The organism is Micromonospora sp. LOL_025, assembly GCF_048060285.1.
Lineage (GTDB): Bacteria > Actinomycetota > Actinomycetes > Mycobacteriales > Micromonosporaceae > Micromonospora.
Window position 1 is genome coordinate 164,425 of sequence record NZ_JBHMIR010000008.1, and the last position, 14,812, is coordinate 179,236.

The window sequence follows — 14,812 nt, forward strand, 5'->3', positions numbered from 1 at the left end:
TCAACCCACCTCGCCCTTCCCGCGCTGGTAGCGCCGCACCCGCCGGTAGCCGAGCAGGCCGCCCTCCAGGTCCAGCTCCACCTCGTAGAGGCCGAGCAGGTCGGTGGAGTTGGGGATCCGCCGGTCCTCGATGACCTCCACCCCGACCAGCCAGCCGTCCCGCGACGACTTCAGCGAGGTGGTCCCCACCGGATCCCGGCCGGTCAACTCGACGATCTGCCGCATCCCCTCGCGCGCCGCCTCGGCGGCCGAGATCGGTTCGAGGTACTCCTCCCCGTCGTCGTACCGGTCGTCGACGGGCTCACTCCTACGCGTCCGACCGCCGTCGCCGCGGATCAGGTTCACCACCGCGCTCACCTCCCTCGCCGCCGCCGCGCGGCACCCGTCGCGCCCGATCCGTGCCGGTCTGCCGCGCCCGATCCGTACCGGCCTGCCGTGCCCGTTCCGTGGCGCCCTGCCGTGCCCGGCCCGTGCCGGGTTGCCGCGCCCGTTCCGTACCGGGCTGCTGCCGGGTCCCGCCGTTCTCCCGACGGAACCCGGGGCCGTTCCGGGCCGGGGTCCGGCCCCGGGCGGGCGCCGGCACGGATCGGGCACCGCCGGTCAGCCGCTCCAGCACCTGCTGCTGCCCCCGGTCCCGTTCCGCGGCGCTGATCTCGCCGGCGGCCGCCGCCGCGTCCAGCGCCTCCAGTTCCCGCCGGACGTCGACGGGGTTGTGCTGCCGTGACTCCGCCTCCCGGGCGATCACCTTCACCATCGCGGTCAGCCCCCGCATGGGCGCGTACGGCAGGGTCAGCAGCGTCCACAGGATGTCCACCGGTCACCCCATCAACTGGTGGGCGCTGACGAAGTCGTACGGCGCGAGCGGGCCGAGCAGCCGCATCCGGATCAGCTCGCGGCGCTGCTCGGCGTACTCCTCGACCGCCGAGACGAACTCGTCCTCCCGGTCCTGGTCGACCAGGAAGGCGGCGTTCGACGCGTCCAGCTCGTTGCTCGGCGCACGGGGCGCGCTCGCCACGACGAGCGGACCGAGGGTGTCGACCAGTTGCCGGTTCTCCGCCTCCCGACGCAGCTCCACCGCCTGGCTGATGATCTCGCCGAGCCGGATCCGCTGCGGGCGGGTGGCCGCCTCCGGCTGCCCACGCACCTGGTCCGCCAGCTCGGCGGCGGCGGGATTGTCCGCCAGCACCGCCGCGATCAGGTTCGCCTCGTCGTAGCGCCCGTGCACCGTGTACTGGATCCGGCCCTCGAACTCGTCGAGGGCGGCGGCGAAGCGGTCGTGGTGCGCGTCCAGCAGGTCGGCGACCGCGTCGGACCCGGTGACGACCGTGCCGAAGCGCACCGGCGGCACCGGCGCCACGGCCGCCGTACTGTCCACCAGTTCCTGGTACGCGGTCAGGTCCGCCGGCCGGCCGATCGGCGCGGTCAGGCTCACCTCGCTGACCAGCGCGGCCAGGTCGCCGTGCCGAACCACCGCCACCTCTCCGGGCGGGTCGCCGACCCCGGCGGCGTCCGGGGTCGCCTCCACGTCGGAGGGCACGATGCCGTAGATGAACATCCCGGTTTCCTCGGCCATGCTCAGCGCTCCTCGTCCCGGCGCCGCCGGGGCCGCTCCCGGTCCCGCTCGTCCGAGCCCAGCTCGTCGACGGCGTCCTTGACTGCGCCGCCGATCGCGCCCACCGTCCTGCCGATCCCGGACGCCGCCTTGCCGGCACCGACCGCGCCGGAGGCTCCCTCGACCAGGTCCGGCAGCCCTTTCTGGTTCTTGGGCGTGATGTCGAACCGGTCGACCGCCTCGGCGAAGCGCAGGTAGGTCTCCACGCTGGCGATGACGATCCGGGCGTTGATCTCCAGTAGCTGGATGCCGACCACGGCGACCGAGACCTGGGCGTCGATCACCACGCCCTTGTCCAGCACGGTCTACACGACATCGGCCAGGCTGGAGCCCGCACCGCCGCGTTCCAGGGCGCCGCCGGCCTGACCCTCACTCGTCGCGATCGTCACTCCCGCTCCTCCCGTCGACGGCGAACCACGGGTCGCCGGGGCGCCTCCGGGGAACGGCGGGCGCGGGGCTCCTCACGGGAACGGGGCTCCTCGCGGGGCTGCGGACGGCGGGCCCGCTCCGGGGCACGGCGGCGCGGCGAGGGCTGCTCCTCCTCCGGCTCCTCGTCCTCGTACTCGTCGTAGTCGCCCTCGTCGTACTCGTCCTCGTACTCCTCGTCCTCGGCCGGGCGACGGCGCTGGGGCGGCCGGCGGCGGCCACGCTCGGCGGGCCGGCGCTCCTCGCGCGGCTCCTCCTCGGCCTCCTCCTCGGGCTCGGGCTCACGCCGGCCGCGCGGCGCGCGCTCCTCCGGCCCCTCGCCCTCCCGCTGTCTCTCGCGCTCCTCCTGGCGCTCGCGCTCCTCCTGCTCCTCGCGCAGCGCGGTCTCGTGGTCGCGGACCACCTGCGAGTCCTCGATCTCGCCGCGCCAGCCCTGCACCGATTCCGGATCGAGGACGGTCTGGGTCATCACATGCCGGACGAAGTGCTTCAGCTCCAGCCGGACGCGGCGCCCCTGGGCCCGCCACAGGTTGCCGGTGTGCTCGAAGAGACCCTGCGGGTGGTACTCCAGCACCACCAGGATCCGGGTCAGGTCGGGCGACAGTTCGTGGAAGCTGACCGTGCCGTCGACGGAGCCCTTCTCGCCCTTGGAGCGCCAGTGGATCAGCTTGTCCGGGATCTGCCGGACGATGGTGGACTCCCAGGTCCGGTGCGACCAGAAGACCTGCGCCTTCCAGGTCAGCTTCTCGTCCGACTCGGTGTCGACGTTCTCGACCTTCTTCATGAAGCTCGGGAAGTCGCCGAACTGGGTCCACTGGTCGTACGCGACCCGGACCGGCACGCCGACCTCGATCGCCTCCACGATGTTGGTGACCTTGAGCTTCTTGCCGCCGCCCTTGCCGCCCTTGCCGCCCTTGCCGAGCGCCGACATGACCTTCTCCTTACCGCCGGCCAGCCCGGCATGGACCATCGCCTTCACCGGTGAACCGCCCTCGGCGAGCTTCTGCGTGCCGGTGGCGGCGGCGATCAGACCGGGACCGCCGCCCTGCTTCGCGTAGTCGCTGAGCCGGCCGGTCGCGCCCGTGATCCGCTCGGTCACCACCTGCATCGCGCGTTCGCCGATGGCGCTGGCCAGGTTGCGCGCCTCACCGGCGAGTTGACCCCGGAGCTTGTTCCCGAGGCCGCCGGGGTTCGTCGTGTCCGGCATGGTCACCGCCCCCGCTGCTCGTTGTCGGCGTCGGCGTCGCGCCCCTGCTGCCCGCCGTCGGCGTCGCGGTCCTGCTGCCCACCGTCGGCGTCGCGGTCCTGCTGCCCGGCGTCCGCGTCGCGCTTCTGCTGCCCGGCGTCGGTGTCCCGGTCCGGCCGGTCGCCGTCGTCGGGGGTGCCGGCCCCGCCCTTGCGACGCAGCGCGTCGGCCGAGCCGCGCAGCTTGCCGCTGATGGCATCGATGCCGCTGCCGGCAGCAGCGGTCGCGGCCGCCTTGGAGGCGGCGGCCAGCGGGGCGCCGAGGCGGCCGACGTTGCTCAGGTGGGGGGACTTATGAAGCAGGTTGCCGCCCGCCTTCAGCAGCCCGCCGGGCTCCCGACTGGCCCGACCGGCCGCGACCGCGGCGGCCAGGGTGAGGGCGGTACGCAGCTTCCGCCGGCGGCCCAGCAGGTAGCCGAAGCCGACCGCAAGCCCGATTCGTGCTCCGCTCTTCATCAGTTCTCCTCCGCTCCCCGGAGCGCCGGACACCTGACGGCAATGGTCGAAAGAATGGCCGCCGGGGATCAGCACGCGCCGGACCGCACATCAGGTGTCCCGTTTAATCGGACCCGACGGGCAGTACCCGTTGACCTATCGGCGAAACACGTCGCCGCTTTGTCGACATCATTTACACGGACTGGAGCAGGCATCTCCCAGGCCGGGCGAACCGGACAGCAAGGCAGCGCCGAACAGGAAGAACGTCAGAGAGGAAAGAATCGTGGAATGGGCGTCACAGGGCCGGCAGCGTCGAATCGAGGCATATCTCTGCTTGCACCTTGCCGCCACTCTCGTGCAATTTGGCGCCGCACTTCTTCAGCACGGAAACGGCGCCATGGTTGTCGGCGGTGGTCTCCGCGACCACCAGTCGCATTCCGGCCGCCGCCGCCTCGTTCAACAGTTCACGCAGAGCGACCGCGCCGATTCCCTGACCCCGGGCGGAGCGGCCCAGCCACATCCCGGTCTCGACCGTGCCCGGCTCGTCGCGGCGGGTCATCCGGATCATGCCGACCACCTCGCCGCCGGCCAGGATCGCGTACATGCAGGTGCCGGTCGGGCCGTCCAGACCCCCGAAGCTCGCCCGGTGGAACTCCCGGAACGCCTCCCGCCGGGCGCACGACCACCCCGCAGGGGCCTCCACCGGCGGCATCACGTCGCCGGGCTCCGCTTCCGCAGCCGCTACGGAGAGCAGTGGTTCCAGATTCTGCTCGTCCACCGGCTCCAGCCGCACCGTTCCCGCCACGTGCCGCAGTCTGCCGGCCCCACCGGCCCAAGTCCACCCCATCGGGCCCCGACTGGCGGTCCGGCGGAAGGTACCGGCCGGTCGGCCCGCATCGTGTTCCGCCTCACGCTCCGCTGTCGACCGCCCGTCCGGCCGGGGCGACGGGCGGGCGGGAGGTGGGCGGGTGCAGCTCGTCGGTGGCCTCGACCCGGCGACCCCCCGCCGAGGCCGAGCAGCCGGCCTCGTACGGCGGACCGTCTGCCGGGGGGCGGTCAGGGCTCCTCGGCGTCGAACTCGCAGAGCACCACGGAGGCGTCGTCGGCCGCCTTGTGCCGGCGCAACCGGTCCGGATGGTCACGCTCGGCGGCGCGTACCCGGTCGATCAGCGCGCCCGGGCCCTCGACGGTCGCCACGTCCAGCAGCCCCGCCCAGTCGAGGACGCCGAACTGCTCCACCAGGGCCGACGCGCCGTCGCTGAGCAGCGCCGCCCGGCGTACCGCGCCCGGCCCCCGCAGCGGCAGGGTCCCGGTCACCGCGTGGAACGCCGCGTCCGGGTCGGCCGCCGCCACCCAGTAACCGTGGGTGCGGTTCATCCGCGCCCGCTGCATGTCGACCGCCTGCCGGAACCGGGCGACCCGGTCGACGCCTCCGGCCGGCAGGGCCGCGACCATGGCCCGCAGCTCCGCCGTCGCGGCGTCCAGCCGGTCGTCGGTGACCACGGCGACCCGGCCGCCGACGTCGAGCACCAGCGGGCTGTCGCAGAGCACCAGGTGGTCGACGTGGTCGCCGCCGTCGCGGAGCAGGCAGACCGTGCTCGACGGGGTGCCCGGATGGTCCAGGTCGCACTCGTCGCCGTGGTCGGCCCGCACCGCGAGGATCGCCGCCGCCAGGTTGCTCATCAGGGTCGCCGTCGGGCGGGCCGCCTCCGCCAGCCCGAGCCGGGCCGCGAGGTGCCGGACGTACCAGGCGGTGCCGTGCACGCAGCCCGTGTCGAAGCCCTCCGGCACGGTGGCGCCGTCCAGTACGCCGACCAGCGGCCCGAACCGGAAGACCAGGTCCTCGTTGACCGCCCGGCCGGGGGGCGGCGCGGACGCGGAGCGTACCCGCATCGTCCGCGCCGCCCCGACCACCCGGGTCGCCTCAGCGGCGACGGAGGTCGTCGGCGGCCTCATGCGCCTGCCCCTGCATCTGATGGCCGGCCGACCGGCCCTCATCCCGGACGGCGGAGGCGCCACTGACGGCCGTGGAACCGACCGCCCGGGCCGCCTCCTGCGCCGGCTCGCGCAGGTTGTGGCCCACCTCGCGGCCCATCTCGCGACCGACCTGGCCGGCCTGCTCCCGCAGGTGTCCGGCCTGCGCCCGCAGCTGGTCCGAGTGCTCGCCGACCATCTCCCTGGCCTGCCCGGCCCACTGCCGTTCGGGGCGGCTGGGCGGAATGAGCGACGAGACCAGCAGCCCGGCGCCGAAGGCGATCAGGCCGGCCGCGAGGGGGTTGCCCTGCGCCTGCTGGCGGGACTGCTGCCCGAGCGAGCGGGCCTCCTCCCGCACCGACCCGGCCATGTGCGACACCTGGTCCCGGGACTGCTCCCCGAACCCCCGCACCGACCCGGCCATGTGCGACATCTGGTCCCGGGACTGTTCCCCGAGCCCCCGCGCCGAATCGGCCGCGTGCGAGATCCGCTGACCTGTCGCGTGCGACATCCGCTGTGCGGTGCCGTGCCCGTCCGACTGCACGCCCATCACCTTCTCCCTGGCCCGGGTGAACGCGCCGCGGGCCTGCCCGACGCGCTCACCGGCGATCCGCCGCGGATTGACCCTGTCGGCCAGCGCGTCGACGTCGCTGCTCAGTTCGTTCCGGGTGTTCTCGATCTCCGACCGGATCCGGTCCGGATCGTTGGACATGATCTGCTCCCTCCCGGCTGGTTCACCGGCCTCGCATCGCGTCCGGTATCTCCCGCGCGGTCTGTTGCGTGCGGGGCAGCACCGAGCCGAGCTGCGCCATCTCCTTGCGCGCCCTGCTGAGCAGGCCACCCGTGACGGCGGCCCAGATGACGGCCACGATCAGCGCCGCCCAGCCCTGGTCCATCACGTTGGACAGCCCCCACCACAGCGCGTACGACACGAACAGCACCGTCAGGAAGCCGGCCAGCGCCGCCCCGCCGAACATGCCGCCGACCTTGCCGGCCCGGCCCGCCTCCTCGCGCAGCTCCGCCTTGGCCAGTTCGACCTCCTTGCGGACCAGCGTGGAGAAGTCCCGGGTCACCTCGACCAGCAGGTCGCCGACCGACTGCGTCCGTTCCTTCTCGGGGGCGCTCACGGCGCCACCCCGCCGGGGATGTCCGGCCCCTGCCGGTTGGGCGGTGAGGCGTTGCGCACCCGGGCCGTCCCGGTGTACGCCTCCTCCGGCAGGTACGGCGCCTCGACCGTCCGTTCGTACGGCTGCGGCCCGGCCGTGGTGGCCGCGGCGGCCGGCCCGGTGGGCGCGGTGCCCGGCCCGGTGGGCGCGGCGGTCGGCGGGGTCGACGGCCGGTCGGCGCCCCGCGCCCCGTCGCCGGAGGCGGTCAGGTTCCGGGTGAGCCGCCCGACCAGCATGCCGGCCAGGGCCGCGCCGGCCAGGAAGGTGCCCGGGTGCCGGCGCGCGTACGACCGCACGTCGTCGAGCATCGCCCCGGGTTCGCGCTCGTCGATCCAGCCGGCCGCCTGCTGGGCGGCGTCCGCCGCACGGCGGACCGCCTGGCCGGCCATCCCGGAGTCCTCGCTCCGCTCCGCCATCGAGCTGAGTTCGCGCCCGATGCCGCGCAGCCCTTCGGCGGCCCGGTGCTTCTGCGCCCGGGCCTGGTCACGCAACTGCGTGCCTGCCTCGCCGGTCAGGTGGTGCGCCTGCCGCCGGGCTTCCGACGCCACCTGTCCGCCCTGTTCGGCGGCCGTGTGCGCGACGTGTCCGCCCACCTGGGCCGTCTGGTGCCCGACCCGGGACGCCTCCTGCCGGGCCTGCTGTGCGGTGCCGGTCGCACCGTCCGGTGGCCGGCTCGGGTTGATCTGCGTCATCGCCCGCTCCCTCCGTCGGCCCCGGGCCGCAGGGTCACGGCCCGGAACGTGAACCGGCCGCGAGACGCGGCCCGGAACGACACCCGCGTACCCGCACGGATCGCCGACATTCCGTGCCGGTGGCGGGGGTAGGAGCGGTGGTCCGTCCGGGCGCAACGGCGCGCTGACGGCACCGGACCGGGCGGTCGTAACGGGGCCTGGGGGCCGGGACCGGTCGCGGGGTGCGACAGCGGTCAGCGGCGGCGGTTGCGGGCCCGGGAGGATCGCAACCGGCGCAGCCGCCCCACCAGCACCGGTTCGGCGGCGAGGGCGGCCGGGTTGTCGAGCAGCGCGTTGAGCAGCTGGTAGTAGCGGGTGGCCGAGAGGCCGAAGGTGTCCCGGATGGCCTGTTCCTTGGCGCCGGCGTGCCGCCACCACTGCTGCTCGAAGGCGAGGATGCCGCGCTCACGCTCGGTGAGGCCATCCTCCGGCCGGGCGTCCGCCGGGGCGGGGCGGGTGACCGGGTCCGGCTGGGCGTCGGCGCCGGCCTCGCGGGGCGCCGCCACGGCGACGTCCGGCGCCGGCGCCGAGCGGGGCTGCGGGACCGTCGGCGTCCCGGCGCCCGGACCGGTACGCGGCTGGGGAACGACGCTGCCGGCGTCCCGCGCCTCCCCGGTGGGGTCCGCCCCGACGGTCGCGCCGGTTTCGCCGGGCCGACCCGTCACGGACGGCTCGGTGGCGGCCGGGGCGGCGTCGGCGGGCTGCATGGCGCTCCTCGTGGGGCTGGCGGGCGGCACACCACGACGCCGACCGGTGGGGGACACCAGCCTAACCAGGGCCGACCCGGTTCGCATCGGACGACAGTGCCGGAACGTGACCGCTCCGGTTCACGTCGTGTCCGTCGCGCGGATCCACCGGATCCGCCCGGAGTGCGCCGGTTCGTCATCCCCACGAAGGTTTGCGCGGTGCGACCGGGGCCGGGGAGAGCCGCCGGTCGCACCGCCCGCGGTCAGGAGATGTCCCGCCGGCGCATCGCCCAGAGGGCCGCGCCGAGGATCACCACGAAGCCGACCGCCATCATCACCGAGGACTGCTGCCAGGTGATGTCGAGCGTGTCCGGTTTGCACTCACCGAAGTAGGTCGCCTGGCAGGTGTTCCAGTCCTCCAGCGTCACCTTCTTCTGCATCCACGCCACGGCGTAGGTGGGCAGCAGCCAGGCCTCGGCGAAGCGCACGCCGGCCATCGCCAGCAGGATGCCGAGGCCGAACTGGCCGACCACCATCAGGGCGATCACCCCGCCCAGGGCCATCGCGGTGTGCCGCCCCAACGAGGCGAGCGCGAAGCCGATGGTCGCGGTGACCAGGGCGAGGATCAGCCCGCGCAGCCCGGTCAGGGCGAAGGACTGCCACGCCCCGGAGGTCATCTTCGCCGTGCTGCCACGGAAGGTGGCGACCAGCCAGAAGCTGCCGAACCAGAGCGCCGTCGTGGGCACCGCCAGGGCGACCAGCCCGGTGAGCAGCGCCGCCAGCTTCGTCAGCAGTACGGTCAGCCGCTTCGGCCGCCACAGCAGCAGGTTCATCATGCCGCCGGTGTTCCACTCCGCCCCGACGAAGGAGGCGCCGACGACGAACCCGACCAGCGCCAGGATCGCCGCGAGCGGCAGCAGCGTGTCACCGAAGTTCTCCCGGAAGTCGAACGTGGAGGGCAGGAACCACTGCGTCTCGATCGCCTCCCGGGGCGGCGGCTGGATGCTCGCGCAGTCCTCCGGGAAGTCCTCGGCCCGGGCCGTTCCGGCGGCCTTCTCCTTCTCGCACTCCGCGCGGTACTGCGCGTTGTGGCGGACGTCCTGCTGCCACTGCTGTTCGGCGGCGCGCTCGGCCTTCGCCAGCGCGGCGGCGTCGATCTTCTCGTTGGTGAAGAAGACCCCGATCACCACCAACGCGAGCACCAGCAGGCCCAGCAGGCTCATCCAGCGGGTGAAGCGCCGCTTGGTGAGCCGGCGCAGCTCCGTACGGTAGAGGCTCACGCGCCCCACCCTCCTCCGGCGGCGCCGGGCTGCCCCGCGCCACCGACCTTCGTGGACTGGTCGACCTGCCGGTGCTGGCCGGGTACCGGCGCGGTGGCGGTCAGTTCGAGGAAGACGCTCTCCAGGTCGACGGCGACCGGCGCCAGCTCGCTGACGTAGAGGCCCTGGTCGGCGAGGAGCCGGGTCACCGTGGCCGGCTTGTCGACCCCGGCGAGCATCAGGTGGTCGGGCTGACCGGTCACCCGGATCCCGGCGCGGGTCAGCGCCTCGGCGGCGATCGGCAGGTCGGTGACCGCCTCCAACCGCACCCGGACCGCCCCCGAGGAGTGCTGGGCGAGCACCTGCTCCACCGGCCCGAAGGCCACCCGCCGGCCCAGCGAGATGATGGTGACGGAGTCGCAGATCAGCTGGATCTCGCCGAGGATGTGGCTGGACAGCACCACGGTCATCCCCGATTCGGCGAGGCTGCGCGTCAGGGTGCGCATCTCCCGGATGCCGCCCGGGTCGAGGCCGTTGGCCGGCTCGTCGAGGATCAGCAGCTTCGGGTTCTTCAGCAGGGCCGAGGCGACGGCGAGCCGCTGCTTCATGCCGAGCGAGTAGGTCTTGACCCGCTCGCCGGCACGGTCGCGTAGCCCGACCAGCTCCAGCACCTCGTCCACGCGCTGCTGCGGCACGTCGCCCGCGCCGGCGAGCAGGGACAGGGTGTCGCGCGCGGTGAAGTGCGGGAAGAACTGCGGGCTCTCGACGATCGCGCCGACCTGACCGGCGACGGCGGGCAGCGCCGCGGGCACCTCGTGGCCGAGGACCGTCATCCGGCCGCCGTCGGGCCGGATGAGGCCGAGCAGCGTACGCAGCGTGGTGGTCTTGCCCGACCCGTTGGGGCCGAGGAAGCCGTGCACCTGCCCTTCTTCGACCCGCATGTCGAAACCGTCGAGCGCGTTGCGGGTGCCGCGCCGACGGCTCTTGTACGTCTTGCGGAGACCGTCGATCTCCAGGACAGCTGGCAAGCTGCACCTCCCCCGATGGGTGTATGACAGGCGACACCATACGCGGTATGCAGCGGCCCGCAATACCCGGTATGCATCCGACGCGCCGAACGGGTGACCGGAACGGCCACTGCCGCGCCGGCCGCCGGAAGAGGCGTCCCCGGCCAGAAGGCGTCCCCGGCCCTTACCTCAGGCGCAGATGACCGTCACCCCGGCGGCGCGGAACGCCTCCACCACCTCCGGGTTGGCCCCGGAGTCGGTGACCAGCGTCTCCACCCGGTCCACCGGGCAGATCCGGGCGAAGGCGTGACCACCCAACTTGGACGAGTCGGCGATGATCACGACCCGCTTGGCCCGGGCCACCATCAGATTGTTCATCGCCGCCTCGCCCTCGTGGTGGGCGGCGGCGCCGAGCTGCGGGTCGATCGCGTCCACGCCGAGCAGGGCGACGTCCAGGGTCACCTCGCGCAGCAGCGCCCCACCCAGCGGGCCGACCAGCTCGAACGACTTCGGGCGCACCACGCCGCCGGCCACCACGACCTTCATCCGGGAACGGACCAGCAGCTCGTTGGCGATGTTCAGCGCGTTGGTGACCACGGTGAGCTGGGCACCCTCGGCGCTGGTGTTCAGGTCGGGCCGGACGGCGAGGGCCCGGGCGACCTCCGTGCTGGTCGTGCCGCCGTTGAGGCCCACCACGGTGCCCGGCGAGACCAGCGCCGCGGCGGCAGCGCCGATCCGCTGCTTCTCCGCCGAGTGCTTGGCGGTCTTGTAGCGCAGCGGCAGGTCGTACGAGACGCCGTTGGCGACCGCGCCGCCCCGGGTCCGGGTGATCATCTGCTGCTGGGCGAGCTGGTCGAAGTCGCGCCGGATGGTGGCCTGGGAGACGTCCAGCCGCTCGGCCGCCTCCTCGACGCTGACCCGGCCGTTGTCGGTCAGCATCTCGAGCAGGGCGTTCCATCTGGCGTACCGGTCCACCCGGGCCCTCCAGTTACTGCGCGGTCGGTGATTGATTGCGTGCACAGTAGTGCGCGAAACTACGAGGGCGCAAAACCCTGGCTTGCGCGATGCCGGGGCTGGTTGCCACAGCCAGCCGCTTTCGCGCAGAATAACGCGCGAAAGGCGGCTCTAACGAGCCGTATTGCGCACCGCTCCCCTGCGTAGGAGTTCTCATGTCGTACGTCGACGCCGAGATCGCGAGCCAGCCCGACTGCTGGCGGGAGGCGGCGCGACTCGCCGCCACCGCGACGGACCACCTCCCCCGCCCCGGGGAGCGGGTCGCCGTCGTGGGCTGCGGCACGTCGTGGTTCATGGCGATGGCGTACGCGGCCCGCCGCGAGCACCTCGGCCAGGGCGAGACCGACGCCTTCCAGGCCTCCGAGTTCCCCGCCGGCCGGCGCTACGACCGGATCGTCGCGATCACCCGCTCCGGCACCACCACCGAGGTCACCGAGCTGATCGCCGCCCTGCGCGGGCGGGTGCCGACCACCGTCCTGGTCGGCGACCCCGGCGCCCCCGCCGTCGCGCTGGCCGACGCGGCGGTCACCATGCCCTTCGCCGACGAGCGCTCGGTGGTGCAGACCCGCTTCGCGACCACCGCCCTGGCCCTGCTCCGCGCCCACCTCGGCGACAACATCGACGCGCTCGCCGCCGACGCGGAGGTGGCCGTACGCGCCCCGCTGCCGATCGACCCGACCCGCATCGAGCAGGCCACCTTCCTCGGTCGCGGCTGGACGGTCGGGCTGGCCCAGGAGGCCGCCCTGAAGTGCCGCGAGGCGGCCACCTTCTGGGCCGAGGCGTACCCGGCGATGGACTACCGGCACGGGCCGATCTCGATCGCCGCGCCGGGCCGGCTGGTCTGGGCGTTCGGCGAGCTGCCCGAGGGACTGCCGGCGGACGTGGCGGCGACGGGGGCCGCCTTCGTGCACAGCCGCACCCACGGCTGCCGCACGGTCCTGGGCAGTTGGGCCGCCGGCCGTACGCCGGTCGACCCGATGGCCGACCTGATCCTGGCGCAGCGGTTCGCCGTCGCGCTCGCCACCAGCCGGGGCCTCGACCCCGACGCGCCCCGGCACCTGACCCGTTCCGTGGTCCTCGCGTGAGCTCAGCCGACGTCGTCGTCGCGCTGGACGTCGGCGGCACCGGGATGAAGTGCGCCCTGGTCCGGGCGGACGGTGCCGTGCTGCACGCCGAGCGGCACCCCACCGACGCCGGGCGCGGCCCGGAGGCCGTGGTGGACACCGTCCTGGGGGTCGCCGAGGGGCTGGCCGGCAAGGCCCGCGCCGACGGGCTCGACCCGGTCGCGGTCGGCGTCGCGGTGCCCGGGGTGATCGACGAGGAGCGTGGGATCGCCGTCTGGTCGGCGAACGTGGGCTTCCGGGACGTACCGCTGCGGGACCTCGCCCACGAGCGGCTCGGGCTGCCCACGGCGCTCGGGCACGACGTGCGCGCCGGCGGCCTGGCCGAGGCGCGGCTCGGCGCGGGCCGCGACGCCGGGCACGTCCTCTTCGTCGCGATCGGCACGGGCATCGCCGCCGCCCACGTGGTCGACGGCACGGCCGCCACCGGCGCGCACGGCGCCGCCGGCGAGATCGGCCACATCCTCGTACGCCCCGGCGGGCCGCGCTGCGGCTGCGGCCGACCCGGCTGCCTCGAGGCGGTGTCCTCCGCCGCCGCGATCGGGCGGCGCTACTCGGAGTTGGCGGGCGTAGCGGCGACCGCCGCCGAGGTCGCCGACCGGGCGGCGGCCGGCGAGCCGCTGGCGGCGGACGTCTGGCGGGAGGCCGTCGAGGCGCTCGCCGACGGTCTCGCCACCGGTCAGGCCCTCTACGACGTGGAGACCGTCGTGCTCGGCGGCGGCCTGACGCGGGCCGGCGCGCGGCTGCTCGACCCGCTCCGGGCCGCGCTGCACGAGCGGATGACGTTCCATCGGGAGCCGCGCCTGGTCGCGGCGGCCCTCGGCGACGAGGCCGGCTGCCTCGGCGCCGCCCTGCTCGCCCTCGACAGTCTGGAGAAGTGATGGCTCTTCGGGTGAACGGCAAGGTGGTGACCCCGACCGGCGTGATCCGGCAGGGGTGCGTGGAGGTGGACGAGGGCCGGATCCGGGCGGTGGCCGAGTACCCGTCCGTGCGCGACGGGCACTGGATCGTGCCCGGCTTCGTCGACATGCACACGCACGGCGGCGGCGGGCACACCTTCACCACCGGCGACGCCGAGCAGGCCCGGCAGGCCGCCGACTTCCACCTGCGGCACGGCACCACCACGCTGCTGGCCAGCCTCGTCAGCTCGCCCTTCGTGCTCATGCGCTCGGCCACCGAGGCGTTCGCCCCACTGGTCGCCGAGGGGGTGCTGGCCGGGATCCACTTCGAGGGGCCGTACCTCGCCTCCGCCCGCTGCGGCGCGCAGAACCCCGAGTACCTGCGCGACCCCTCCACCGACGAGCTGGCCGAGCTGATCGAGCTGGGCGGCGGGGCGGTCCGGATGGTCACCCTCGCCCCCGAGCGGGACGGCGCGCTGGAGGCGATCAAGCTGCTCACGGCGCACCGGGTGGTCGCCGCGGTCGGCCACACCGACGCCACGTACGACGAGACCCGCGCCGCCGTCGCGGCGGGCGCGAGCGTCGGCACCCACCTGTTCAACGGGATGCGGCCGGTGCACCACCGCGAACCCGGTCCGGTGGTGGCCCTGCTGGACGCCCCGAACGTGGTCTGCGAACTGGTCGCCGACGGAGTGCACCTGCACGACGGGATGCTGGCCTTCGCCACGTCGACGGCGGGCCCCGAGCGGGCCGCCCTGATCACCGACGCGATGGCCGCCGCCGGCATGGCCGACGGCGAGTACGACCTGGGCGGCCAGACGGTCACGGTGGCCGACGGCGTGGCCCGGCTGACCCGCGACGGCGCGATCGCGGGCAGCACCCTGACCATGGACGCCGCGCTGCGGCACGCGGTGGGCGCCGGCATCCCGATCGCGGACGCCGTGCGGATGGCGTCCACCACGCCGGCCCGCGCGATCGGCCTCGGCGACCAGCTGGGGGCGCTCCAGGTCGGGTTCCGGGCCGATCTGGTGGTGCTCGACGACGACCTCGACGTGGTCCGGGTGATGCGCGGCGGCTCCTGGGTGGAGTGACACCGCCGCAGGGCGGGCGAGGCCAGGCCGGCGGCAGCGGCGGCGGTGGCGGCGGTGGCGGCGGCGGCGGCGGCGGAACCTCTGTTGCCGGTTGCGGGCTCCCGGACGGACCGTCGGAGCCGAGGCCGCCGAGCCACCCGCCCTGT

The 14,812-nt window shown here is 74.3% G+C and carries 17 protein-coding genes and 1 pseudogene; 3 read left to right on the forward strand and 15 right to left on the reverse strand.

Features of this window, described 5'->3' with window-relative positions:
• The 15 genes and pseudogenes from ACFHW0_RS13710 to ACFHW0_RS13780 all read right to left on the reverse strand — a co-directional run bounded on the left by ACFHW0_RS13710 (position 1) and on the right by ACFHW0_RS13780 (position 11,516).
• Positions 1 to 348, reverse strand: coding sequence for a gas vesicle protein (locus ACFHW0_RS13710; protein ID WP_416607648.1), 348 nt, complete (start codon positions 346 to 348; stop codon positions 1 to 3).
• Complete coding sequence (locus ACFHW0_RS13715) at positions 308 to 814, reverse strand: gas vesicle protein GvpG (RefSeq protein WP_416607649.1); 507 nt, start codon at positions 812 to 814, stop codon at positions 308 to 310. The genes ACFHW0_RS13710 and ACFHW0_RS13715 overlap by 41 nt, the downstream gene beginning before the upstream one ends.
• A gap of 3 nt (positions 815 to 817) precedes the next feature.
• Positions 818 to 1,573, reverse strand: coding sequence for a GvpL/GvpF family gas vesicle protein (locus tag ACFHW0_RS13720; RefSeq protein ID WP_416607650.1), 756 nt, complete (start codon positions 1,571 to 1,573; stop codon positions 818 to 820).
• A 212-nt stretch (positions 1,574 to 1,785) separates the two neighbouring features.
• A pseudogene (gene gvpJ / locus ACFHW0_RS13725) lies at positions 1,786 to 1,914 on the reverse strand (gas vesicle protein GvpJ); the annotation flags it as partial.
• A gap of 83 nt (positions 1,915 to 1,997) precedes the next feature.
• Positions 1,998 to 3,245 (reverse strand): SRPBCC family protein, encoded by a 1,248-nt coding sequence (locus ACFHW0_RS13730; protein WP_416607651.1) that lies wholly within the window; start codon positions 3,243 to 3,245, stop codon positions 1,998 to 2,000.
• Positions 3,246 to 3,247: 2 nt separating this feature from the next.
• On the reverse strand, positions 3,248 to 3,739 hold the full coding sequence (locus ACFHW0_RS13735; protein ID WP_416607652.1) for a hypothetical protein: 492 nt from the start codon (positions 3,737 to 3,739) through the stop codon (positions 3,248 to 3,250).
• A 274-nt stretch (positions 3,740 to 4,013) separates the two neighbouring features.
• Entirely contained in the window at positions 4,014 to 4,523 is a 510-nt protein-coding gene (locus ACFHW0_RS13740) for a GNAT family N-acetyltransferase (protein WP_416607653.1), read from the reverse strand.
• A 251-nt stretch (positions 4,524 to 4,774) separates the two neighbouring features.
• Positions 4,775 to 5,674: a hypothetical protein gene (locus ACFHW0_RS13745; RefSeq protein ID WP_416607654.1), complete on the reverse strand. Its 900-nt coding sequence runs from the start codon at positions 5,672 to 5,674 to the stop codon at positions 4,775 to 4,777.
• Positions 5,643 to 6,404: a DUF3618 domain-containing protein gene (locus ACFHW0_RS13750; RefSeq protein ID WP_416607655.1), complete on the reverse strand. Its 762-nt coding sequence runs from the start codon at positions 6,402 to 6,404 to the stop codon at positions 5,643 to 5,645. Before ACFHW0_RS13750 ends, ACFHW0_RS13745 begins: the two co-directional genes overlap by 32 nt.
• Positions 6,405 to 6,426: 22 nt before the next feature.
• Positions 6,427 to 6,819: a phage holin family protein gene (locus ACFHW0_RS13755; protein WP_416607656.1), complete on the reverse strand. Its 393-nt coding sequence runs from the start codon at positions 6,817 to 6,819 to the stop codon at positions 6,427 to 6,429.
• The gene (locus ACFHW0_RS13760; RefSeq protein WP_416607657.1) at positions 6,816 to 7,550 is read right to left on the reverse strand and encodes a hypothetical protein; all 735 of its coding nucleotides are present in this window, start codon (positions 7,548 to 7,550) and stop codon (positions 6,816 to 6,818) included. The genes ACFHW0_RS13755 and ACFHW0_RS13760 overlap by 4 nt, the downstream gene beginning before the upstream one ends.
• 233 nt (positions 7,551 to 7,783) lie before the next feature.
• Positions 7,784 to 8,296 (reverse strand): DUF3263 domain-containing protein, encoded by a 513-nt coding sequence (locus tag ACFHW0_RS13765; RefSeq protein WP_416607658.1) that lies wholly within the window; start codon positions 8,294 to 8,296, stop codon positions 7,784 to 7,786.
• A gap of 242 nt (positions 8,297 to 8,538) precedes the next feature.
• Positions 8,539 to 9,555, reverse strand: a complete 1,017-nt coding sequence (locus ACFHW0_RS13770) for an ABC transporter permease subunit (RefSeq protein WP_416607659.1) — start codon at positions 9,553 to 9,555, stop codon at positions 8,539 to 8,541.
• A complete protein-coding gene (locus ACFHW0_RS13775) occupies positions 9,552 to 10,562 on the reverse strand; it encodes an ATP-binding cassette domain-containing protein (protein WP_416607660.1) in 1,011 nt (336 codons plus the stop codon). Before ACFHW0_RS13775 ends, ACFHW0_RS13770 begins: the two co-directional genes overlap by 4 nt.
• A 168-nt stretch (positions 10,563 to 10,730) precedes the next feature.
• Entirely contained in the window at positions 10,731 to 11,516 is a 786-nt protein-coding gene (locus ACFHW0_RS13780) for a DeoR/GlpR family DNA-binding transcription regulator (RefSeq protein ID WP_091626905.1), read from the reverse strand.
• 194 nt (positions 11,517 to 11,710) lie between these two features.
• Here ACFHW0_RS13780 and ACFHW0_RS13785 point away from each other — a divergent pair, with 194 nt between their 5' ends.
• From ACFHW0_RS13785 to nagA, 3 genes are read left to right on the forward strand one after another with little or no spacing between them, the layout of a single operon-like run.
• Positions 11,711 to 12,640 carry an SIS domain-containing protein gene (locus ACFHW0_RS13785; RefSeq protein ID WP_416607661.1) on the forward strand — a complete coding sequence of 310 codons (930 nt, stop codon included), beginning with the start codon at positions 11,711 to 11,713 and terminating at the stop codon, positions 12,638 to 12,640.
• Positions 12,637 to 13,557 (forward strand): ROK family protein, encoded by a 921-nt coding sequence (locus ACFHW0_RS13790; protein ID WP_416607662.1) that lies wholly within the window; start codon positions 12,637 to 12,639, stop codon positions 13,555 to 13,557. The genes ACFHW0_RS13785 and ACFHW0_RS13790 overlap by 4 nt, the downstream gene beginning before the upstream one ends.
• A complete protein-coding gene (gene nagA / locus ACFHW0_RS13795) occupies positions 13,557 to 14,666 on the forward strand; it encodes an N-acetylglucosamine-6-phosphate deacetylase (protein WP_416607663.1) in 1,110 nt (369 codons plus the stop codon). The genes ACFHW0_RS13790 and nagA overlap by 1 nt, the downstream gene beginning before the upstream one ends.
• Positions 14,667 to 14,812: the final 146 nt, after the last annotated feature.

Coding starts and splice junctions, on each gene's coding strand:
- ACFHW0_RS13720 (WP_416607650.1), bottom strand. CDS start 1,573: ATGGCCGAGGAAACCGGGATGTTCATCTACGGCATCGTGCCCTCCGAC.
- ACFHW0_RS13730 (WP_416607651.1), bottom strand. CDS start 3,245: ATGCCGGACACGACGAACCCCGGCGGCCTCGGGAACAAGCTCCGGGGT.
- ACFHW0_RS13735 (WP_416607652.1), bottom strand. CDS start 3,739: ATGAAGAGCGGAGCACGAATCGGGCTTGCGGTCGGCTTCGGCTACCTG.
- ACFHW0_RS13745 (WP_416607654.1), bottom strand. CDS start 5,674: ATGAGGCCGCCGACGACCTCCGTCGCCGCTGAGGCGACCCGGGTGGTC.
- ACFHW0_RS13750 (WP_416607655.1), bottom strand. CDS start 6,404: ATGTCCAACGATCCGGACCGGATCCGGTCGGAGATCGAGAACACCCGG.
- ACFHW0_RS13760 (WP_416607657.1), bottom strand. CDS start 7,550: ATGACGCAGATCAACCCGAGCCGGCCACCGGACGGTGCGACCGGCACC.
- ACFHW0_RS13765 (WP_416607658.1), bottom strand. CDS start 8,296: ATGCAGCCCGCCGACGCCGCCCCGGCCGCCACCGAGCCGTCCGTGACG.
- ACFHW0_RS13785 (WP_416607661.1), top strand. CDS start 11,711: ATGTCGTACGTCGACGCCGAGATCGCGAGCCAGCCCGACTGCTGGCGG.
- nagA (WP_416607663.1), top strand. CDS start 13,557: ATGGCTCTTCGGGTGAACGGCAAGGTGGTGACCCCGACCGGCGTGATC.